General features: G+C 32.9%; 19 protein-coding genes. 2 read left to right on the forward strand and 17 right to left on the reverse strand.

The window, feature by feature from the left end; genetic code table 11:
* The first annotated feature begins 16 nt into the window (after positions 1-16).
* Complete coding sequence (locus M0M57_RS12195; protein ID WP_248433304.1) at positions 17-739, forward strand: hypothetical protein; 723 nt, start codon at positions 17-19, stop codon at positions 737-739.
* Here M0M57_RS12195 and M0M57_RS12200 read toward each other — a convergent pair.
* The 7 genes from M0M57_RS12200 to M0M57_RS12230 form a co-directional block, all read right to left on the reverse strand.
* Entirely contained in the window at positions 736-1,437 is a 702-nt protein-coding gene (locus M0M57_RS12200) for a hypothetical protein (RefSeq protein ID WP_248433305.1), read from the reverse strand. The two genes, M0M57_RS12195 and M0M57_RS12200, sit on opposite strands and share 4 nt — an antisense overlap.
* 37 nt (positions 1,438-1,474) lie before the next feature.
* Entirely contained in the window at positions 1,475-1,645 is a 171-nt protein-coding gene (locus tag M0M57_RS12205; protein ID WP_248433306.1) for a hypothetical protein, read from the reverse strand.
* Between the two features lie 61 nt (positions 1,646-1,706).
* Positions 1,707-3,536: an ABC transporter ATP-binding protein gene (locus M0M57_RS12210; RefSeq protein ID WP_248433307.1), complete on the reverse strand. Its 1,830-nt coding sequence runs from the start codon at positions 3,534-3,536 to the stop codon at positions 1,707-1,709.
* Positions 3,536-5,263 carry a phospho-sugar mutase gene (locus M0M57_RS12215; RefSeq protein ID WP_248433308.1) on the reverse strand — a complete coding sequence of 576 codons (1,728 nt, stop codon included), beginning with the start codon at positions 5,261-5,263 and terminating at the stop codon, positions 3,536-3,538. The genes M0M57_RS12210 and M0M57_RS12215 overlap by 1 nt, the downstream gene beginning before the upstream one ends.
* Before the next feature lie 4 nt (positions 5,264-5,267).
* Positions 5,268-5,756, reverse strand: coding sequence for an ORF6N domain-containing protein (locus M0M57_RS12220; protein WP_248433309.1), 489 nt, complete (start codon positions 5,754-5,756; stop codon positions 5,268-5,270).
* Positions 5,757-5,795: 39 nt separating this feature from the next.
* Positions 5,796-6,755 (reverse strand): glycosyltransferase family 2 protein, encoded by a 960-nt coding sequence (locus tag M0M57_RS12225; protein WP_248433310.1) that lies wholly within the window; start codon positions 6,753-6,755, stop codon positions 5,796-5,798.
* A complete protein-coding gene (locus M0M57_RS12230; protein WP_248433311.1) occupies positions 6,756-7,283 on the reverse strand; it encodes a DUF4199 domain-containing protein in 528 nt (175 codons plus the stop codon).
* 232 nt (positions 7,284-7,515) lie between these two features.
* Here M0M57_RS12230 and M0M57_RS12235 point away from each other — a divergent pair, with 232 nt between their 5' ends.
* Entirely contained in the window at positions 7,516-7,767 is a 252-nt protein-coding gene (locus tag M0M57_RS12235) for a type B 50S ribosomal protein L31 (protein ID WP_112084757.1), read from the forward strand.
* A gap of 71 nt (positions 7,768-7,838) precedes the next feature.
* Here M0M57_RS12235 and M0M57_RS12240 read toward each other — a convergent pair whose 3' ends face one another.
* The 10 genes from M0M57_RS12240 to nudK form a co-directional block, all read right to left on the reverse strand.
* Complete coding sequence (locus M0M57_RS12240) at positions 7,839-9,596, reverse strand: SPOR domain-containing protein (RefSeq protein ID WP_248433312.1); 1,758 nt, start codon at positions 9,594-9,596, stop codon at positions 7,839-7,841.
* Between the two features lie 128 nt (positions 9,597-9,724).
* Entirely contained in the window at positions 9,725-10,504 is a 780-nt protein-coding gene (locus M0M57_RS12245) for an alpha/beta hydrolase (protein WP_248436756.1), read from the reverse strand.
* A gap of 139 nt (positions 10,505-10,643) precedes the next feature.
* Complete coding sequence (locus tag M0M57_RS12250; RefSeq protein ID WP_248433313.1) at positions 10,644-15,164, reverse strand: T9SS type B sorting domain-containing protein; 4,521 nt, start codon at positions 15,162-15,164, stop codon at positions 10,644-10,646.
* Positions 15,165-15,197: 33 nt separating this feature from the next.
* Positions 15,198-17,489 (reverse strand): choice-of-anchor L domain-containing protein, encoded by a 2,292-nt coding sequence (locus M0M57_RS12255; protein ID WP_248433314.1) that lies wholly within the window; start codon positions 17,487-17,489, stop codon positions 15,198-15,200.
* A 16-nt stretch (positions 17,490-17,505) separates the two neighbouring features.
* Complete coding sequence (locus M0M57_RS12260; RefSeq protein ID WP_248433315.1) at positions 17,506-18,345, reverse strand: ABC transporter permease; 840 nt, start codon at positions 18,343-18,345, stop codon at positions 17,506-17,508.
* Positions 18,346-18,381: 36 nt separating this feature from the next.
* On the reverse strand, positions 18,382-19,278 hold the full coding sequence (locus M0M57_RS12265; protein WP_248433316.1) for an ABC transporter ATP-binding protein: 897 nt from the start codon (positions 19,276-19,278) through the stop codon (positions 18,382-18,384).
* A gap of 92 nt (positions 19,279-19,370) precedes the next feature.
* A complete protein-coding gene (locus M0M57_RS12270; protein ID WP_248433317.1) occupies positions 19,371-19,610 on the reverse strand; it encodes a hypothetical protein in 240 nt (79 codons plus the stop codon).
* 209 nt (positions 19,611-19,819) lie between these two features.
* Positions 19,820-20,878, reverse strand: coding sequence for a nucleoid-associated protein (locus tag M0M57_RS12275; protein WP_248433318.1), 1,059 nt, complete (start codon positions 20,876-20,878; stop codon positions 19,820-19,822).
* A gap of 161 nt (positions 20,879-21,039) precedes the next feature.
* Positions 21,040-21,579, reverse strand: a complete 540-nt coding sequence (locus tag M0M57_RS12280) for a plasmid pRiA4b ORF-3 family protein (protein ID WP_248433319.1) — start codon at positions 21,577-21,579, stop codon at positions 21,040-21,042.
* Between the two features lie 86 nt (positions 21,580-21,665).
* A complete protein-coding gene (nudK, locus tag M0M57_RS12285) occupies positions 21,666-22,244 on the reverse strand; it encodes a GDP-mannose pyrophosphatase NudK (RefSeq protein WP_248433320.1) in 579 nt (192 codons plus the stop codon).
* Positions 22,245-22,373 lie beyond the last annotated feature (129 nt).

Genomic DNA, 22,373 nt, shown 5'->3' on the forward strand with positions numbered 1-22,373 from the left:
CATAACTCTATTTTGTATGCGTTTCAATTTCAATTATAGTTTTTTGGTGGTTTTGGTTTTATTCAGTTGCAAAGAGCAAGAAGAAGAAAAACCTAAAGTTATCTATGAAGAGTCTGCAACCAAGGTGGAAGCCAAAGTTGATACTACTCAAATTAGAGTAGCCGATCTTCCTGTTAATATGGAAGGTACGTCTTATTTACTGCACCCGGTGGGCGAGGTGAGGGTTTATGATACCAAATCTAAAATGAGTTATGGTTCATCCAGTACAAGTCGTGTGAGCTATGCAGTTTCGAATTATAATCGTTTTGAAATTACCGGTTTCTTAAAAAATATTTACATTCAGCATATTGATTCAGTGAATTCAAAGCCATTGACAGATAAATCGATGGTGATTCAAACGGCGACGTATTTAAATACGTTTGCTCAAAAATCAAAGAAGCATATTTTAGTTTATTCTATTTCGGATATGGATACAAATCGAGATAGTAAATTAGATTCTAACGATATTAAATCACTTTATATTAGCGATATTTCCGGAGATAATTTCACCAAAATCACTCCTGATTTTCAAGAGTTAATTGATTGGAATTTAATGGAAGTTAAAAATCGTTTATACTTTAGAACTATCCAAGACACTAATAAAAACGGCGATTTTGATAAAGACGATGCTGTTTTTTACTACTTTATAGATTTGATGGATGCAGAATGGAAATTAAATGAATATAAACCATTCAATTAAATCAGAATATCACTTTCTAAATCTGATTTTTCAATTGTAAAATTAAATCCGAGTTGTTCCATTAATTGAATAACCAAGTTTTTATACCAGTTTTCTGATTTGGGATGAATGTAAATCTTTTCAATTAATTGATTGATATCTACATCGATTTTTACACCATCATTTACAGTTATATTATTTGGCGTTACATCCGAAATAATTCGAATTTCTCGTTCATATTGAAAACTTTTTCGTTTGAATAAGAAAGGAAAGAAAGTATCATCAAACGGAATATATTCTTTTTTATAATCGATATAATTGACTTCTCCAATAAACTGTTCTGTTTTTCGTTCCGGTTTCAACGCTTCTTGCAAACGTTTTACCGTTGATTGAATGGCTAAACCTTCATTGTTTTTAGTAAAAATTTGCCACATGGCAAATGATTCATATTCGTTGATATGCCAACTGCTAATCACAATTTTTTCGCGATGCGATTTATAATAATCTAAAAACTTCGGATTGTTTTCGGCAATTTTTCGAATTTCTTCGTAAGTAGGTTCGCTAAAAGTTCCTTCATATTGATCTTCAAATTTATCCGATCGCGACATGAATAATTTTTTCGAAAGCAACAAATCCAAAAACTTAGACAAATCCAAGTATTTCCATACAATGGTATCTTGATCTGCGGGAAGAATTATATTTGGATTATGAATGTACATTTTGGATTTTAGATTGTTTGATTTTTAGATTGATAGATCATTCTTTTTCTTTAGGAAATTTTGTTGAATATTGTCCTGCAGTATAGCCAGCTAAAATTAGAATAAAACTAAATTTCCCAAGCAAATCCAATTTTTCAAAATGAATCATTGCATAAAGGAATATTCCGGCAATTACCATGAAAATAATTGTGAAAGTTGTTCTTGTCATTTTTTGTTTTCTATGTTTATAATTTTAAAAAACCCGCAACTCGCAACCCGTAACTTTCAACCTACTCAAACGACTGCATCATCACCAATTTAGAATACATTCCGTTTTTGGCTAACAATTCATCGTGCGTTCCTTGCTCTACAATTTCTCCTTTTTGCATTACCACAATCAAATCTGCTTTTTGTATAGTTGAAAGACGGTGAGCAATAACTATTGAAGTTCTATTTTGCATCATATTTTCTAAAGCAATTTGCACGAATTTTTCGCTTTCTGTATCTAATGCGGAAGTAGCTTCATCCAAAATCATGATCGGAGGATTTTTCAAAACAGCACGAGCAATCGAAAGACGTTGTTTTTGTCCGCCGGATAATTTTCCACCTGCATCACCAATGTTTGTATTGATTCCGCTCGGTAAATCTTTCACAAATTCATAAGCATTGGCAATTTTTAAAGCTTCAATGATTTCATCATCTGTTGCATTTTGTTTTCCTAAAAGAATATTGTTTTTGATGGTATCATTAAATAGGATTGAATCTTGCGTTACTAATCCCATTAAATCTCTTAAAGAATGCAAAGTCATGTTTTTAATATTTATTCCATCAATTTTTACAGTTCCTTCTTTTACATCATAAAAGCGAGTGAGTAAATTAGCAATGGTACTTTTACCACTACCGGATTGACCTACTAAAGCGACAGTTTTTCCTTTGGGAATAGTTAATGAGAAATTTTTCAAAACAATCTCATCTTCATATTTGAAATTGATGTTATCTAAAGAAATATTTTGTTCAAATGTTGTCTTATTGATGGCATCTGGTTTATCGGTTATTATGTTTTCTACTTCCAATACTTCAAAAACACGTTCTGCTGCTGCCAATCCATTTTTTACAGCATAAGATGCTTTCGAAATAGCTTTTGCAGGCGTTAATATATTATAAGCTAATCCTAAATAAACAATAAACAACGCACCATTTAAGGATTGTTCGACTAAAACTAAATTACCACCATACCAAAGTAAGATTGCAATCACAACAATTCCCATAAATTCACTCATAGGTGAAGCCAAGTTGTTTTTCTTACCGATGCTGTTATTTAATTTTAGTAATTTGTCAATCGAGTTGTTAAAGATGTTTTTGAAATAGCTTTCAGCATTATAGCTCTTTACAACTTTTAATCCGCTCAAACTTTCTTCTACAATTGAGATTAAATAGCCGTTTTCTTTTTGTGCATTTTGCGACTTCGACTTTAAACTTTTACCAATTTTTGAAATGATAAATCCTGAAATTGGAATAAAAACAAATACAAAAAGCGTCAATTTTAAACTGATGTTCATCATCGCTATGATGGCAAACAAAATGGTAAGTGGTTCTTTTACAATTAATTCTAAAATCATAAAGAATGAGTTTTGAACTTCATTCACATCACCCAACATTCTGGCCATGATATCACCTTTTCTTTTTTCTGAATAATAGGAAACAGGAAGTGCGATAATTTTACTGAACATTTTTTCTCTTAAATCACGGAGCACTCCGTTTTTTACCTTCGTTAAATGTTGAGAGGCCAAATAGTTAAAAAGATTTTTAAATAAAAAAGTAGAAATAACTAAGGCAACCGTTAGTAATAATGAATATTGCGGACCTTCTTCTTCTGATAATTTGGTAACATAGTATTGAAGATATTGTTTTCCGTAAGAGCCAATATTCATTATTCCAGTGTACTTCGGTAATTCAATTACACGTTCATTCATTTTAAACAATACTTCCATTAAGGGAAATAAAGCAACAAATGAAAGTGTGCTAAACAAAGCATACAATACATTAAAAGTCACATTCCAAAAAATATGTCCTTTAAATTTTTTAGCAAACGGAATTATTTTTCTTAAATTTTCATCCATTAGTTGAGTTGCATTTCTGCCACAATGTTTTTAATTTTTTGATCTAAATCAGCTTCTACTTTTTTGAAATTCTTAATAGAATCAAGTGGTTCATTAACACTAAAATAGAATTTAATTTTTGGTTCCGTTCCGCTTGGGCGGGCACAGATTTTGGTTCCGTCTTCCAAATAATAAATCAACACATCCGATTTTGGAATGTGTAGGGGTTCAATTTCATTGGTAAATAAATTCAAAACGGTAGAATTTTGATAATCTTCCACACAAACCACGCGTTGATTATTAATTTCTTTCAACGGATTTTCGCGTAAATCAATCATCATTTGCTTGATTTCATTGGCTCCTTCAATTCCTTTTTTGGTTAATGAAATTAAATATTCTTTATAAAATCCAAAATCAACATACAAGTTTAAAAGTTCTTGATACAACGTGCTTCCGGCAGCTTTTGCCTGAGCAGCCACTTCGCAAACGAGTAGGGTAGCGGCAATAGCATCTTTATCGCGAACGGCATCGCCCACCATGTAACCAAAACTTTCTTCGCCACCGCCAATGAATTTTTGGTTTGGAAAATCTTTAATCATTTTGGCAATCCATTTGAAACCGGTTAATCCAACTTTGCATTCTACGCCATAACCAGAAGCAATTTCAGTCATCATTGGCGTTGATACAATGGTTGAACCTATAAATTCATTTCCGGTGATTTTGCCAGCACGTTTCCATTGTTCCAATAAAAAGGCGGTCATGATGACCATGGTTTGGTTTCCGTTTAATAACGTCATTTTTCCTTCTGAATTTCGAACGGCAATTCCTAATCGATCTCCATCAGGATCGGTTCCGATTACGATATCAGCTTTTATTTTTTCAGCTAAATCAGTTGCCATTAACAAAGCTTCCGGTTCTTCGGGATTTGGCGATTTTACAGTTGGAAAATTTCCGTCTGGTACTTCTTGTTCTTTTACGATATTTACATCGGTATAACCTGCTTTTGCCAATGTTTCAGGAATCAAAGTAATGGAAGTTCCGTGCAACGATGTGAAAACAATTTTTAAATTTTCTTTCGCTGCTTTTGGCGTGTTAAAACTAGCATTTTCTATAGATGATTTGATGAAAGCTTGATCAACTTCCGTATCAATATATTCGATTAAATCTTCGTTAGCTGAAAATTTGATTTCGCTGTATTTTAAATCTTCAATTAATTTGATGATTTCTTCGTCTTGTGGTGGAACTAATTGTCCGCCATCTTGCCAATATACTTTGTATCCGTTGTATTCCGGCGGATTGTGCGATGCGGTTAAAACGATTCCGGCATGACAATTCAAATATTTTAGAGCAAAAGATAAAATAGGAGTAGGGCGTAAAGCCGAAAATAAATACACTTTAATTCCGTTCGCCGAAAAAACATCGGCAACCACTTTGGCTAATGTGTTGCTGTTATGACGGCAATCATAGGCAATAACAACTTTGGTTTGTTCGTTAGGAAATGATTTTAAAATATAATCGGAAAGACCTTGTGTGTTTTTTCCAAGCGTATACTTGTTAATTCTGTTGGTTCCAACGCCCATGATTCCACGCATTCCGCCGGTTCCGAATTCTAGATTTTTATAAAAACTTTCTTCTAGTTCTTTAGGCGAAGAAGTCATCATTTCTTCAATTATTTTGTGTGTTTCATTATCAAATACCGGCGTTAACCATTCGTTTACTTTGTCTAAGATGTTTTGTGGAATATTCATATTCTTATTTTTTAAATCCTATTTTATTTCGTTCTTTCGATGAAGTTGAATTTTCTTTATCCATTAAAAAATTTAAAATTTTATAGATGTCAGGAAATTGCTTTTCTATTTCGGTTATTTTATCATTTAATTCTTTGTAATTCAGTGCAAATTGCCTCAGCGAAACAAATGTTCTCATAATGGCAATGTTTATGGCGATTGCTTTATCAGAATTTAAAACGCTTGAAAGCATTGCAACTCCTTGTTCTGTAAAGGCAAATGGCATATACCGCAATCCACCTCTTTTTGATGTCACAATTTGTGACCTCAAACTTTCAAATTCTTCTTTACTAAGTTCAAACATAAAATCATTTGGAAAACGATTTATATTTCGTTTGACAGCTTGTTTTAGAACTTTTGTTTCGATTTCATACAAATCGGCTAAATGAAAATCGAGCATTACTTTTTGATCTCTTAACTCGATGATTTGTTGTTGAATAATTTCTAATTTCATGATTTTGGCTGTTATAAATTTTAAATGGCGTTGAGTTTTTTAATTCATATTTAATTCGTTTGAAATTTTATAATTTTCACTTGATTCTTTACTGCGTAATATAATTTCACCTAAAAATCCGGCTAAAAATAATTGAGTTCCAATGATCATAGTGGTAAGCGAAATGTAAAAATACGGACTATTTGCCACTAAATCATAGGGTAAATCGTTATACATTCTGTATAATTTTGAAATTCCGATATAACCAGCAGAGCCAAATCCGATGATAAACATCAAAACACCCCAAGCACCAAAAAGATGCATCGGTCTTTTTCCGAATCGGGACAAAAACCAAATGGTGATTAAATCCAAAAAACCATTGATAAAACGTTCCATTCCAAACTTAGTTTCTCCATATTTTCTGGCTTGATGCTTCACTACCTTTTCACCAATTTTAGAAAAACCGGCATTTTTGGCTAACACTGGAATGTACCGATGCATTTCACCCGAAACTTCAATGTTTTTGATGACAAGATTTCTGTAAGCTTTTAAACCACAATTGAAATCATTTAATTGAACACCGGAAGTTCTTCGAGCAGCCCAATTGAATAATTTAGATGGTAAGTTTTTAGAAATAATTGAATCATATCTTTTTTTCTTCCATCCGGAAACCAAATCATAGTTTTGATTTAAAACTAAATCATATAATTCCGGAATTTCTTCAGGATTGTCTTGTAAATCAGCATCCATCGTAATCACAACGTCGCCTTGAGCTTTGGCAAATCCGGCATGAAGAGCTTGTGATTTTCCGAAGTTTTTTAGAAATCGAATGGCCTTTACGTTCGGATTTTGATTAGATAGTGATTCAATTACATTCCATGAATTATCAGTACTACCATCATCAATAAAAATAATTTCGTAGCTAAAATTATTGGAATTCATGACAAGCACAATCCAATCATGAAGTTCTTGGAGTGAATCTTCTTCGTTAAGTAATGGAATAACTATGGATAAATTCATTTATTCTTTATTCGCAGGAGTTTTAAAAATTAAGGCAACTAACAGACCTAAAACTGAATAGAAAACAATCATAAAAAAATATGATTGAATTTGAGGCCAAGGTCCAAAATTGTCTTTATTTTCAATTTCCGTAATTGCTTTGTTGATATCTGCTGCTGGAACATTAAATTTAGCCATCATATCACGTGTCATTTTTACAATGTTATCGGTAATAACTTCCTTTGCTTCTGGATCAATTACATTAAATAGTAGAATATTATATAAAACGTATAGTGCCATTCCAATTATAATTGGTAATATAAAACTCAAAAAAGCTTGTTTGTAAGTCATTATACCTTTGAGAAGTTTTTTATTGATAATTGAAGTGTAGATTCCAAAACCAATTATAATAATAAAATTGACTATTCCAACCCAAGTACTTGTAAATAATGATAAATCAACCACATACATGATGGTGGTAAAGAGAACTAAAATTATTCCTAAAATTAAACCGTAAGTTGAGCCGTTCTTTTTGATAGTATTTTCCATAAATTTAATATATTTAATGTACAAATATAGTAATATTACAAATATGGTAAGGAAAATCAAAGTTTAAAAGAATTTAAAAAAATGTATTTTAAAGATTTGAATATTAAAAAATAGTTGTAAATTTGCACGTTCAAAAAAGTATAAACAAAAAGTTGTGTCTCGTTTATACCTTTTCAAAATGAAAAGCCGCAAAAAGAAGCACAACCATTAATAAGAAAAAGATTTACACAAAATGAAAAAAGGAATTCACCCAGAAAATTACAGATTAGTTGCTTTTAAAGACATGTCAAACGAAGATGTTTTTATCACTAAATCTACTGTTGAAACAAAAGAAACAATTACACACGAAGGAGTTGAATATCCGGTGTTTAAAATGGAGATATCAAGAACATCTCACCCATTTTATACAGGTAAATCTAAACTTATCGATACTGCAGGTCGTATTGATAAATTTAAAACTAAATATGCTAGCAGAGCTAAATAAGTTCTCGCTACAAATCATAAAAAAAATCCCGAGCAATCGGGATTTTTTGTTTTTATAGGTTTTATTATCTTTTATAAAATTGTTCCGGTTGATGTGTTTACCAGCATAATCCATAATTCATCAGTATATTTCCCTTCGGCATTTGAATAATAGAATTTAACAGCATCAGACCAAGTTCCAAATTTTCCAATATATACACTTTTTAAATTAGTGGTTGGATTATATAAAATTTGAGCATCTAATCCTTTCTTTTTCAATTTAGCTTCAAATCGTTCTGCATTATTTGGTTTTGCAAAAACGTTGGCAACCACATAATATCCTTTGGGTTGATTTGGGATTAAAACATCGGCTCCGGGCAAAACAGTAATTCTTTTTTTTGATTTAGTTTCATCAATTTCAGCATTTAATTTTTCACTTTCTTTAATCATGTCGCGAATACTGTAAAATTTGGTTTCAATTTTTTTGACAGATTCATCAACTAAAAGTTTTTCCATTTCTGCTTTAATTTCCGTTGCCGTAAGCTCCGTATTACTTTTGTATTGATTTGATTGCGGTTTGTTTTCTTCTTTTGCAGAAGTTGAATTATTTGGTTTTTCGGATGAAATTACTTTAACAGCATCTGACATTACAATGTCTGAGTTTTTGGTAGTTACGTTAGAAGAGATTAATTCAGATTCAATTTTTTCCGTAGGATCTTGTACTTCAACATTAAAAGCACTAAAAAACATTGAATATCTATCGCCGGATGATTTTAATTTTAATGAAACCTTTGTGCTGTTATTTTGAATTACTGCATTGTTTTCATTTTCAATAGGAATTAAAAAAGTGTCGAATCCCAACGTATTCATACTGTTTGGTTTTCTATTTTCAAAATAGGAATCATTAATAACAATCGTACTATTAAAGAAATTATCAACCGGTTTTAAGGAATGACTTAGTAAGGTGTAATTCTTACTTTCTCCCGATTTAATTTCTAATTGATCACCAACTAAATTTCTATCGCCTTCTAAAACTGATCCGGCTAATTTTGCATTTACCTTTCCTTCCGGAAGGGTGCTGAATCCGCTGTATAAAATCTCAACCGGTCTGGCTGTAATTCCCACAAAACCATCAAATGAAGTGATAAATTTACCTGTCTCAGTTTCATCTTCATACACTAAAAATAATGTCCAACCACCTGCAACACCACCACTAATTATGCCTTGTGTCGCTCTAATATTTGCAACGGTATATTCTCCATTTGGATTTTGAAGAGATTGAATGTGCTTTGTAACATCGGCATAAACCGCATAAGGAGCACTTTCTTTGAAATTTTTAATGTTTAAACCATCAAAAATAATGTCACCATAAATATCGATATACTCATTTTGGCCTGGAAGTTTTAATTTAATTTCGTTTACGGAAGATCGGTTATCATCAACAGCAACATAATTCCATTTTTTATCTCTAATTCCTGAGTCATATTTATAGGTGGCAGACCAATATAATCCTGCATATTTTATTTTTTTTGACGATGAATTCTCTAAATTTAGTCCTGCTGAACTTGAGCTGAAGGTTGATTTGTCATCATCAACGTCAATGTAATTCATTTCAAATTGATCGTTTAATTTTGCAGTTTCACTAATGTCATTATAAGGTTCTGAAGTAAAAGTTCTACTTTCTTTTCGATTAACAATGTTATTTGAAATAACTGTCATGTCACCTTTTACATACGATTGATAACGAACTTTAAATGGAACTGCGAGTTGAGAGTAACTGTTTTCGCTCGAAAAAAAGAATAATAGTAGAATGCAATATACAATTTGATTAGTGTTAAAAATAGTTTTCATGTTGCGAAGAATTTGTTGAATTTTCATCAACTAAATTAACGATTTAACACCTTTGTATTTTCTTTGCTGGTTTTATTTTTTAACATTCCTATTTAATAACTTTTTCATGCAAAAAGGATATTCGATTTTTATCTTTTGAGCAAAAACTCCATTGGAATGTGAAGTCGTTTTTTCCAAGCATTTTCCGAATGATTTTCACCTTCAAACTTTATAGTTATCCAGTTTTCTTTAGTAAAACCTTTTGAAATCATGATTCCATCAACTTTTGCTTGTAAAGGAGGATACATTGCATCAAGATCAACGGTACCGTAATCAAAATAGATTTTATTATTAGTAGGATTAGGTAGTTTATCTTTTAAATATGTGTAAAAAGATTCCGGTATCGGATTATTTTCAACTTCAAAAGTTCCCGGCCAATGCGTTGATAAACAAGCCGCCCCGCCAAATATTTGAGGATATTCGCAAATGGCATACATCGAAATTAATCCGCCCATACTGGAACCGGTTATAAAAGTATTTTCTTTGTTTTGTAATGTTGAATAAGTGTTGTCAACAAAAGGTTTGAGTTCTTCAACAATAAATTTTAAATAATTATCAGAATTCGGTTTGAGTTCTTTAGATAAACCAATTTTTTCTAATGACATGCCCACTTTTTCTCTGTCTTCTTTAGATAAATTTTCATACGGTTTTTGAGGAAAATATTCTTGATGTCTATTTTCTTTTGTATTCCAAATACCCACAACAATAGTGTTTTTTATTTTTCCTTCACGGAAAAGTTGTGTCAAACATTCATCAACGCCCCATTCTGATTGATTAAAAGTTGTTTTGGCATCAAACAGCATTTGTCCGTCATGCATGTATAAAACAGCATATTTCTTTTTGGGAGAATAGTTTTGCGGAAGCCAAATTGCAACACTTCGTGGCTGTACATTTGTTGATGCAAATTTTCATAAAGTTCAACAATGCCGTATTTTGCTTCTATTTTTTGAGCTTGTACAACACCGAAACAAAAGAAAATGAGTAATAAAAAGTGTATTTTTTTCATTATTATCTTTTTAAAGAAAAGTGTCCTTTGGCTGATCTTCCATCTTCAAATTGGATGGAATACCAATAATCATCTGCAGGAAGCGGACTTCCGTTATAGGTTCCGTCCCAACCTTCACCAGTGGTTCCAATTTGTTTGATTAATTTACCGAAACGGTTGAAAATATAAATAATCGAATTAAAGTTATATTTTTCATTTGCACCTCTAATTTTCCATGTATCATTATATCCATCACCGTTTGGCGTGAAAAATTTCGGTGCTCCTAAAACGGCTATTTCTTGTTCAACAATTCCGCAACCATTTGCATCTTTTACATAAACTGTATAAATTCCGGCAATCACATTTTCAAAAATATTCGAAGTTTGGTATAATCCGTTTGCCGAATCTAAACTATAAACATAATCACCTGAGCCACTAACCAAAACGGTAACTGTATTGTTTTCAACTAAATCAACAACAATTATATCGTCAAAAGTGGCAGGTTGAGAGTAAACAATTTCAATTATTCTTTCTTGCTCACAACCAAAAGAATTAGTAACAATCACTTTATAAAAACCATCTTCATCAACAGTTAATTCATAATTTGTTTCATTATTTATAATTACATCATTGCGATACCATTGATACGTGTAGTCCGAAATAGTTCCTTCTTTTATACCGGCATCAAACGTAATCGAATCGACTCCAAAACAAATAATCTCTGTAAAACCAATTTCTAATTCAGGTAATTTTGTTACCGTTAATTCTACAAGTGGACCTAATCCATAACACGAATTATCCAAAGTGCTATCGACCCGAACCCAAATTTGTTGAAAATCACGAAAATCAGTATTTCTATAACTGTTTATGTTTGTAATTTCAAGTGAAATTCCATTTATGTCCGTTTCAGCCAAAGCATCGGCTTCCGTTTTATAATATTTTATTGTAAATGGAGTTGTAGCTGGCAAAGTTCCAATCAAATCGTTTGTCACGCTACTAAAATCAAATGTGGCAATTCCATCTCGATCATCGTTAACTGCATCAACAAAGTCATCACATTTGGCAAATGTTCGTAAAAAAGTATTTGGAATTTGTGTGGCAGAAACGAAAACGTTAATTTGTCCCACTTCATAACAACCCAATGCATTTACAACACGAACCCAAACCGTTGAATTTCCGGTATTGTAGGCTAAAGGATTTGTGATTTGAAGAGTTGAATCATTATTCTGTGCAGCAATTTGTGATGTAAAATAACTAAACGTTTCATTGGCAAAATTGGATGAAATCACATTATTTTTTTGCAGCAAGTTCACATCAGAAATTCCATCATTAGAGAAATCATCGTCACACTGCACAATTGAAATAGGCGAAGTTAAAACCGGAGCAGGATTTATTGTTAAAACAGCATCGTCAGATAGTAATCCGCAACTATTGCCATTTCGGTTTAAAACAACACGATAACGATAATTATTCATTGAATTTGAAATTCCAAGAACTTGTAACGTATCGGTTAATGTTCCAATATAATTGTCACTGTCGTTAATGTTATTCCAAGTTGTTCCGTTGTCTGTACTCAACTGCCATTGATAACTATCTGAAATAGTAGCGGTTAAAGTAAAGTTGGCGTTGAGATAGGTGCATGCTGTTTGGTCAATTGGTTGCGTAGAAATTTCAATTGGTGCAGCAATGATATAATTTTGATTTGGTGTAGTATAACCTCCTGAGCCCAAAACAATTCCATTTGCATCAACAGAAATAGAAGTATTGCCTACTAATCCGTTTCCATTTACATCAATAAATCCGGCTTCAATTACATCATTACACAAATCACCATCACTGTCTAAAGATATATAATTTGCAATTCCATCTGCGTTTGTATCAGCAATGGTATAATTTAAGATTCCATTATTGGGATTTGTTTCAAGAGAATTAAACAGACCATTTGTGCCGAAATTTGTTCCGTCAATCACACCATTAAAATTCAAATCGGAAGCATTTGAACCTGATTCAGTTAAATCATAAATTCCATCATTGTCACTGTCTAAATCTAAATAATCAGGAATTCCGTCTCCATCTGTATCAATTGGAGTTAAACCAAGTCCGTAGGCATCACTTATACCATCATTATTAAGATCATCCGAAGTGTAAGCAATAAAATTTTGACCTTGAGCTTCAATGTTATCAGGAATACCATCGTTATCGCTATCTAAATCTAATAAATCAGGAATACCATCTCCATCCGTATCTTTTGGAACACATGTGGCAATAAATTTGAAAGTTGCTTTAGATGAATTTTCAGAGATATTTTTGTGTGTTATTGAAATATAATCAGCCAAATGAACCATGAATTTGAACGTTCCGGATCCAGCAGCAAGCGGAACAGCACTATTTAATCGGAAACGAATTTGAAAAGAAGAATATTCGGTTACATTATTTTCAAAAATCCCGTCATAATTAGTATCAACTAACAATTGTCCGTTTGGATTGAGTAAGGTAATTGTTTTATTTACAGAAGTTTCAATAATAAATTCTCCGGTTGATGACAATAAATCAACATTGTTTGCTGCCAAAACATATTCCATTGATAAGCTAATGGGTTGAGCAAAATCTAATCGATACGAAACGGTATTGTCTATACCAATTGCAGGTTGAGTTACAAAGTTTCCACTACTATTTCCAACCAAAGGTTGTGCAACAGCAATTTCCGGTCCGTCTGTTGAAATAGTTCCTGTAAATGTATTTGAATAACTTCCAACATTAATAGTTCCTGTTGTGGTATTGCTTAAGTTGATATCTTGGTTGCCATATGATTCAGTACAATTGGCTATTCCGTCGTTATCCAAATCTTGATCAATGTTATCGTTTACACCATCATTATCAGTATCTATTGGGCAATCGCTCACTGGAATTTCATCAGATATTAGGGTTAGGGTGGTGGTACAACCAACTATGGTGGCAGAGAGATAGTACAGTCCTGGTGCAGTGGGTTTATATTGTGGTTGAGTAGGGCTATTTTCGGGATCAACTTCAACAAGTGCTACACCATTAAAATACCATTGATACGTATCAAAAGGAGAAAGCGTATTAACTGATAGCCTAACGTTGGGAATGCAGTTAGAAGAGTTTACATCTAAACGATTGAACGATATTTCGGGCTGAAAAGTAAAACCGGAGTAATACCCGCCATAGGTTGCAGCATTATTAGAACCAAAATAAGACAAATACAATTGTTTGGTAGAAAAAACGGAAATGTTTCCTGTGAGTCCAACAATTTGATAGGTTTCATAATCGGTATTTCCTGTAATTGAAAAAGGACCTTGCACATTGATTCCTGCAGGAAGTGAAGTCAAAGTATAGTTTATTCCGTTTACAATAAAATTTAATTCTGCACCGGTTTCTGTCACAATGTTTATTCCGCTGTTTGTGGTGTAGGATATATTTCCAATTAAATTTACTAACGGAATATTATCAATAATTTTTGGTGTTTGACAACTTAATGGTGGTACAAAATACATTTCCTGATTGGCCTGAATTGCTCCACCAACACCTTGATAAGCAAATACATTTTTAGATGTTTGAACATACATATTTCCTTCTGTGCTATAAAAACTACCATCAATCGCTACATATTCTCCAGCGTCAATAGTTTGTTGTAAAGCTCCATTAATTGAAATTTGGGTATCATCTTCATGGGCAACAATCAAAACTCTTTCGGTTAAATTATCTCCAAAACCTCTTACAAAAATATATTCGTTTCCGGTTCTTTCTGCAGAAACAATTTGGTCTATTCCTAGATCTAAATTATTATCAACATTTCCGTTTGTCCCTGCAAAGGATCCGCAGTTAACCACAATTGGTTTATCAGAACTCACTAAGGCTCCAATTAATCCGTCTCGATTGGCAAAAGTTGGACCGGTCACAGCCATCACATAGCTTTCTCCACGATTGAGTGTTACAGGTGGAGGAGTATTTCCAACACCAGCGTTCCCAATTAATTGAACACCGGGTTTAATGTCGTCAAAAGATACAGTTGTATTGTTCTCAGTAGCCAAAACTGAAATAAAAGTAAGGTGATTGTTGGTATAACCAAAGTTTGATAAACCTCTATTGGTAAATGCTCCAATTCTAAAGTCTGTTCCAAGTCCTGCCAAACCTTTTGAGACAATTCCGCTAGCTTGATTATTTTCGTTAGATGCTGTGAATCGAATGGCCACATAAACTTGGTCTTCTGCTTCAATGATGTAGCCTTTATTATTAAAAACAGTATTTAGATTTCCTGTAGAAACAAATAAAGAGGTGTTATCTCCAAATCCAATATTATACACATAGGGTTGATCTCTAGAAACAGTTCCGTTTACCGTATTTCCACCAATAGAATTAATAGTAAAATTAACCGGTGTTAAACTTGGCGAAGAAATATAAATAAATTGATTCTGAATTGGTTGAATACTGGCTCCGGTAATGGGTGGTATGTAATGCGTTTTGCTGAATTGTGCAAAACAATTCAACGTAAATAATAGAAAAAACAGAGCAATTTTTTTCATTTTTCTTTTTCAAAGGATAACAAAGATAACGAATTATCTTTTTAATGCGAAGTGTCCTTTGATGATTCTCCCGTCTTCTAAAAATATAGAAAACCAGTAATCGGAAGCGGGTAGTGGTGAGCCTGAAAATGTTCCGTCCCAACCAGTTCCGTTAGAACCAATTTGTTTTAATAGTTTTCCGTAACGGTTGAATATGTATATTTTGGCATAAGGTTGATTGAGGTTTTCAATCTTCCAAAAATCATTGATTCCATCACCGTTTGGAGTGAAAAATTTAGGATAATCAAGCACAAAGATGGATTCAAAAGTGGAATCACAACCATTCAAATCATTAATTGTGATGGTATATTCTCCTGCACCAACATTTGTGAAAATTGGACTTTCTTGAAAATAACTTCCATCCAATGAAAAAACGTAATTGCCCAAACCTGTATAATTGATTTGAACGGTATTATTATTTCCTTGAAAGTCGTTAATAGAAACAGATGTTATTGTAGCCGGACCGGAAGCCGTAACTAAAAACGTTTTTTGAGCCAAACAACCATCCAAATTGCTAACAATTACAGAGTAAGTTCCGGGTTGAGAGATTGTAATTTCTGGAGTAGATTCACCATTATTCCACAAATAACTTTCAAAAATAGCACTTACTCCAAATGTTATTGATTCATTTTCACACAAAAAAAGTTCTTCATCTTCAAAATTTTCAGGTGTAAATGTTTTGATATTTATTGTGATGGGAATAATTCCAAAACAACTCACTCCATCTGTAATTCGAGCAAAAATAATTTCTTCAAAAGCTGTTGAATTGGTGTAATTGTTAGTTAATTGATTCGTTTGTACTTGTGCATCTGCTTCGGTTTGATAATAATTTACCAACAAACCGGGTGCAAAATTTGATAAAACTGTGGGAGAAATTTCTGTATTTAAATCGATGGAAGTTATTCCGTCTTGCAATGCATCACCATCACAAAAATCAAAAGGAGAAACAGTTACAGTTGTTGTTGTGGTTGAAAGCGTTACTTCTGAAACTCCAAAACAACCAAAATTATTTTGTAATCGAGCATAAATTACCTGATTTATACTTGTGTTTTGAAAAGAAGAAAAATTAGGAATCGGACTTACGTTATTTTCGGCATCTGATTGTGTGAGATAATAGGAAGGTGATCCAACATTTGTATTTGATCCTATTATAGCAGTGTTGGCATCGTTCAAATTAAAGAAAGCTATACCATCTCCATTCGAATCGCATTGTGTGATGGTGGTATTATTCGGAATTGGATTTGTACTATATTCAATAACAATTTCTCCGAAAGATGAACAAGTTGGGTTAAAAATGACTTCTACTTTATAAACACCAAATTCATCGACCAACAAAGTTGGATTGTTTTCTCCAATCAATTCAATGTTATTTCTAAACCATTTATAGCCAGTTGCAGTTGAATTTGTAGCATCTAAAAGTAAAGTATCATCAGGACAAAGTGGATTTCCGGTTGAAATTAATCGATCAATTCCCAAATCGGTCTCCACAGAAAAACTTCCACCACCTAAAAAAATGGCAGAATCATATAAATTGTTTCCTTGGTCTGCAATGACTAATTTAATGTGATACATAACACCGGGCGTAACAGTGCTTTCGGCTTTTAAAACTTTGGTTTGACCATTGTAATTTGTAGGATGTTCAAATCCATTAAAAGCATCAAAATATTGCTCGTTAGCAGGCGGACAAATGGTTCCTGAACCACGAACAGTCGGGATTTTTACAGGAATATTTGTGCCGGGAACAACAGCTAAGTTTGAATATTGTGATGAGCTGGCTTCCCGAAGTAAAAAAGCAAAACCATCGGAATAATTACATTGATTTGAACCTGGATTTGATAAATATTGTTCTGATGAAAAAATGTATTCAAAACTTACTTTGTTGGCAAACGGAAGAAAATCAAATTCGATAACGGTTGCATTGATTGTATTTCCTTCATTAATAGCTTGTTCCAAATCTTGATCGCCACCCCAAGAAGTTGGTCCTTCACTCAATAAATTTGAATTGGGACCAACGGCAGAAGCAGCTCTTCCTGTGGAAATGATAACACCATCTGCAAACGGAAATGAACTACCCGAACCATTAAAATAACCATAACTATTTCCACTCGTAAAAGCCCATCCCGAAACCGAAATATTCGACACATTGGCACAAGATGAATTGATTAGAATATTTTCTACTAAATCTTCAACAGTGCGGTTGTCATCCACCTGCATGTATTGTGCGTTACTGCTTTGTAAAAAAGCAATCGAAAGGATTAGAAACAGAATGTTTTTAGCAAACTTCATAGCGTTTGCAAAGATACTACAAATCTCTTTTCTGAAGAATTTTATACGACATTAACACAAAAATAACAATCCAAGCGATCGCAATGAGCATCGTGTACCAGTGAACACCGTAATCTTTTACGTTTGGAACACCACCAATGGTTTCTTCTATGTTTTTGATAACGCTTAATCGAGTGAAAGGTTCTTTTATCAAATTTGACATTGATTCCAATGGTAAAAATTGAGCAATAGTATCAGCCGTATCAGAATTTTTAAAGATTCTCCATTTCATAACGCCAATAATGATGCCTTCGATAATATTCCATACAAACAAAAAACCGATTGCAAAAGCGGATCTTTTTACTAATATTCCAAGGAATAAACAAAAAGAGAAAAAGGCAGTCAGTTTCAAAAAGTAGGCAAGAATATATTCTAAATCAGAAAAAATAATTCCGATTTCATTATACGATGAAAAGCTTAATCCCAAAAGCAAACTCATTATGAAAACGAAAATTGTTGAACCAACTGAAAATACTAAAACGGTTAAAAATTTTGATAAAATAAATTCTTTCTTACTTAAACCGTCAATTAAATTCTGTTTTAATGTTCCGTACGTATATTCATTAGCCATCATCGAAACAATGACAATAGCCAAAAATAATTTTAAAATGGCAGCAATATAGGTGTTGAAATGCCAGATGTATGGGAAATTAAAAATTCCTTGTTCGGCAATTCGCAATTCAAAATTTCCAATGTTGAATTTGATTGATGCAATTAAGGCGATGAAAGAAAGAATGACAAAATACGAAATCGTTAATATTCGACTCGCTTTGTTTTTCCATATTTTTTGAAATTCTATTTGAAGAAGACGTATCATAAAAAGGTGATGGGTTATTGGTAATGGGTAAAAGGTTTAGTTATTATTAGTCAATTGTAAAAATTGTTCTTCTAAACTGTGTTTTCTTTTGACTAAATGATTGAGGTAAATTCCTTTATCAACTAAATATTTATTCATATCTTTTGCTTCCAAAGCGGATTTTAAATAAACAACTAATTTACCTTCTTCCATTTCCATTTTTTCGATGGAAGGATGATTTTGTAAAGCTGATTTTAATTCGTTTAGATTATCTGTTTGAAGTTCAAAGAATCCTTCATTTGAAATCATTCCGTCCACTTTTCCGGAATATAGAATTTCGCCTTTTCGAAGAACCAAAACGTGACTACACACTTTTTCAACTTCATCCAAAAGGTGTGAAGCTAATAAAATAGTAGTTCCTTGCGAAGCAATCGTTTTGATGATGTCACGAATTTGACGAATTCCCTGCGGATCTAATCCGTTTGTTGGTTCGTCTAAAATTAAGATTTCGGGGTCGTTTAATAGGGCAGAAGCAATCGCCAACCGCTGTTTCATTCCCAACGAAAAAGTTCTGAATTTGCTGTCTTTTCGATCTAAAAGTCCAACTACTTCCAATTTTTCAATGACTTTGGAATTTGGAGTTCCTTTGATTTTACAAACCAATTCCAAATTTTCCTGAGCAGTCATATAAGGGTAAAAGTTAGGGCGTTCGATGATGGCTCCCACTTTTTTGAGAGCTTCGTGCGTTTCCATCGCACCACCAAACCATCGGTATTCTCCGGAAGTTTTGTTCACGACATTCAATACAATTCCTAACGTAGTCGATTTTCCGCTACCGTTTGGACCGAGAATTCCGTAAACATTTCCTTTTTTTATTTCAAGCGAGACATTTTTTACCGCGTGAACGGGGCCGAATCGTTTGTTCAGATTTTCGATAGTGAGAATAGTTTCCAAGATAAATTGTTTAATCGTTACAGATAGGACGACTAAGATAACAATTTGTTACGATGTTTCTTGAAATCAATTCAATTTTATAAAAGCCTAGATTAAATGTGAATTTGCCTTCTGGTGAAAATCATATTCAACGTTTCATTAATCTCACGAAGTTCGGGCGTTAATGAAATTAAACGACCTCTTGTGTCTTCGGTCATTTGTTTTCCGCAACAGCGACATTGATATTCGCTAAAATGATTGGTGATTTTTCGGGTAGAATGGTACTTGTGCCCCAAAACGGAGCAAATTACGGAAGTGGCTGAAACGGAATTGTTGGTTGTGTAGGTTTTCATAATTGTGGTATTTAATTTGTGGTTAGCGAAAACTACAAAAACATAGATGAAGTGCCAAATAAAGTCGATAAACTGATTAAAATTTAAATTTTATGATGTAAAAATATTACAATTTATCATGCATAAAAAATCCTCAAACATTTTAACTGATTGAGGATTTGAATATTATGAAAAATTTATTTCATGTACGGACAGGTCGCAACTTGTCCTTACGATTTTTGCTCTTTATTAAAATAAACCAAGTAGTAATACATTTGTTTTTCTTCGTCCCAACCTTTCTCTACAAATTTTTCGGCACTTTCTGGGTTTATGAAATCGAGTTTAATTTGAATGTTGGTGTCCAAATTAATTACGTTTTTAATTTTCTTTCGGGCATCTGAAACAGCAGCATTAGCGATCGGGAAATTAGTTACATCTTCAATGCTGTATTTTTCTCCTTTATCAACTTTATAACTTTTGAATTCCGGAATTAAGTCAGGATTATCCATTACTTCATTCAAGAAATTAGTTTCTTCAAATTCGTCATTTTTAGCAAAATAATTTACCGAACGATTCATAAACATCACTTCTTGTTTCTTGTCTTCAGCAGGAAAAACTACATCTTTTGCAAAATCCTGACAAAATTTCAAGTACTTTTTGGTGATGAAATTTTCATCTTGAAATGCATCTACGCTTAAAAAATGTTCCAACCAATAACGAGCATCATATCGATTGCTGTCAACGGTCAGAATTTTATAACCTTCCTCTTTTTTGTAATTGAAAATCAAACAACCTTTATCTAATTTATTCAAATTGATGCCGTGTTGAAGCAACATTTCTAAATTTGTTCCTTTTTCTTCAAACTGTAAAAAGTCGGATTGCAACTCACTTTTAAAGACACCAATGGCATCTACTTGATTGTTATCGATGGTTAAATTTGTAAAATGAGCCACATAAACTTCTCCGTTTTTAATGTGTGGATGGTTAGATTGTTCAAACAAATGTTTTGTGATTTTCTTTGAAACATCGTGAATATTGGAAGGATTTTCAAAAACTTCTGAAGCCAATTTGAACATATCGTTATATTCTAAATCAACTTCGTGAGCAAATTGATAATAGTTTTCTTCTTTCTCGCGAAACGATTTCAGGAAAAATTCTTTTAATAACGGCGTAATTTCGTCATTAGTTTGATAGGGTTGTTCCGATAAAAAAATAGCTTCATTTCGGCTTTTGTTTCCAACTCGGTGGATGGAAAGGGATTCGATGTGGGCGTTGAAAAGGTTGATCATATTTTTTAGTTGCTGAGTTGCTGAGATACTGAGTTGCTAAGTTTTACTTTGATTCTTCAATTTTTTTGATGAATGAAACAAGCATAGCTTCTAGTTCTCTACTGAACTCGTATAGTTTGTTAAATGGATTTTTTTTAAATAATTTTCTGATTTTCAGTCACTTAATTCCAATTCTCTTCAAACCCAAAATCTTCAAAAGAGTCATCTCCTCCTTCAAACATATCCAAATCATCTTCGTCTAATTCGTCTTCAAATTCGGAGAATAAAGAATCGTCATCGGCTTCAAAAGTAGGATCATTGGCTCCAAGTGGCATTAATCCGAGTGAATATAATAATTCTGGATAAGTGGCACCGGCTTGTTTTTCTTCGATAGCGGCTAATTCAACCAAAAATGTCCACATATTTAGAAAATCATATACATAAATGATTTTGGTTTGCTTTTCATACAGCATATCTTCCAACGATAAATCGCTCATAATTCGCATTTCGCCGGGAACATCGCCAGTGTCAAAAAGCGGAATTTCATCTTCTTGATTCCAGTTGTCATCACAGGTGTAAAAGGAAGCCATTTCACTTCCATCGAAGCCAAAAGCATTCACAATTGCATTGTGTAAATCTTCTAAAGTATCGGTGTTTTCGATGGCTAAATCTCTAAAAACATCTTCTTCGTTGTCGAGTATTACTCGTAATTTGTAAATCATCTTCGTTGCATTTTTACGGAAGGCAAAAGTAACGATTATTTACGATTTATGTGGGAAGATTTGTTTTTTGTTGATAAGATTTTGGATTACAAAAGTTGATGATTTTTCGCATGCAACAACAACATTATCGTCTTTGCATCTTTAATTTCTCCGTTATAAACCATCTCCATCGCTTGATTAAAATTCAATTCCATCACTTCAATGTATTCGTGTTCAGAAGCCAATCCACCGCCTTCACTCACTTTCATTTCCGGTTGGTATTCGGCTGTGAAAAAATATAAAATTTCTGTGACAGCTCCGGGCGACATATAGGCTTCAAATACTTTTTTTACTTCTTGAATGCGGTAACCGGTTTCTTCTTCGGTTTCGCGTTTGATGCAGTCTTCGGGATTTTTTTCGTCTAACAATCCGGCACAAACTTCAATCATCATTCCGCTTTCGTTTCCGTTTAAAAATGTCGGTAATCGAAATTGACGAGTTAAAATAACGGTTTGTTTTGCTTTATTGTATAATAAAATAGCCGCTCCATTTCCGCGATCATACACTTCTCTGCGTTGGATTTCGGGTTCGCCGTTTTCGGGAGTAAATTCAAATGTGACTTTATTAAGGAGATACCAATTATCGGAAAGCAATTCGGTTTTGGTGATTTGGATTTTTGGGTTCATTGAGTTTATTTTCTGGTTTTACAAATATCATAAACTTAAACGTAGAAATAAAGTTTTTATTCGATTTGATAAAAACACAATTCATCCTTCATTTTTTACAACTCAGTCACTTTCAATTTTTAATCGATT

It is taken from the genome of Flavobacterium azooxidireducens (genome assembly GCF_023195775.1).
Taxonomy (GTDB): Bacteria; Bacteroidota; Bacteroidia; order Flavobacteriales; family Flavobacteriaceae; genus Flavobacterium; species Flavobacterium azooxidireducens.

What these genes read in the sequence shown, in the direction of transcription:
- M0M57_RS12195 (WP_248433304.1), top strand. Translation starts at nt 17, where the DNA reads ATGCGTTTCAATTTCAATTATAGTTTTTTGGTGGTTTTGGTTTTATTC.
- M0M57_RS12200 (WP_248433305.1), bottom strand. Translation starts at nt 1,437, where the DNA reads ATGTACATTCATAATCCAAATATAATTCTTCCCGCAGATCAAGATACC.
- M0M57_RS12205 (WP_248433306.1), bottom strand. Translation starts at nt 1,645, where the DNA reads ATGACAAGAACAACTTTCACAATTATTTTCATGGTAATTGCCGGAATA.
- M0M57_RS12210 (WP_248433307.1), bottom strand. Translation starts at nt 3,536, where the DNA reads ATGGATGAAAATTTAAGAAAAATAATTCCGTTTGCTAAAAAATTTAAA.
- M0M57_RS12215 (WP_248433308.1), bottom strand. Translation starts at nt 5,263, where the DNA reads ATGAATATTCCACAAAACATCTTAGACAAAGTAAACGAATGGTTAACG.
- M0M57_RS12220 (WP_248433309.1), bottom strand. Translation starts at nt 5,756, where the DNA reads ATGAAATTAGAAATTATTCAACAACAAATCATCGAGTTAAGAGATCAA.
- M0M57_RS12225 (WP_248433310.1), bottom strand. Translation starts at nt 6,755, where the DNA reads ATGAATTTATCCATAGTTATTCCATTACTTAACGAAGAAGATTCACTC.
- M0M57_RS12230 (WP_248433311.1), bottom strand. Translation starts at nt 7,283, where the DNA reads ATGGAAAATACTATCAAAAAGAACGGCTCAACTTACGGTTTAATTTTA.
- M0M57_RS12235 (WP_112084757.1), top strand. Translation starts at nt 7,516, where the DNA reads ATGAAAAAAGGAATTCACCCAGAAAATTACAGATTAGTTGCTTTTAAA.
- M0M57_RS12240 (WP_248433312.1), bottom strand. Translation starts at nt 9,596, where the DNA reads ATGAAAACTATTTTTAACACTAATCAAATTGTATATTGCATTCTACTA.
- M0M57_RS12250 (WP_248433313.1), bottom strand. Translation starts at nt 15,164, where the DNA reads ATGAAAAAAATTGCTCTGTTTTTTCTATTATTTACGTTGAATTGTTTT.
- M0M57_RS12255 (WP_248433314.1), bottom strand. Translation starts at nt 17,489, where the DNA reads ATGAAGTTTGCTAAAAACATTCTGTTTCTAATCCTTTCGATTGCTTTT.
- M0M57_RS12260 (WP_248433315.1), bottom strand. Translation starts at nt 18,345, where the DNA reads ATGATACGTCTTCTTCAAATAGAATTTCAAAAAATATGGAAAAACAAA.
- M0M57_RS12270 (WP_248433317.1), bottom strand. Translation starts at nt 19,610, where the DNA reads ATGAAAACCTACACAACCAACAATTCCGTTTCAGCCACTTCCGTAATT.
- M0M57_RS12275 (WP_248433318.1), bottom strand. Translation starts at nt 20,878, where the DNA reads ATGATCAACCTTTTCAACGCCCACATCGAATCCCTTTCCATCCACCGA.
- M0M57_RS12280 (WP_248433319.1), bottom strand. Translation starts at nt 21,579, where the DNA reads ATGATTTACAAATTACGAGTAATACTCGACAACGAAGAAGATGTTTTT.
- nudK (WP_248433320.1), bottom strand. Translation starts at nt 22,244, where the DNA reads ATGAACCCAAAAATCCAAATCACCAAAACCGAATTGCTTTCCGATAAT.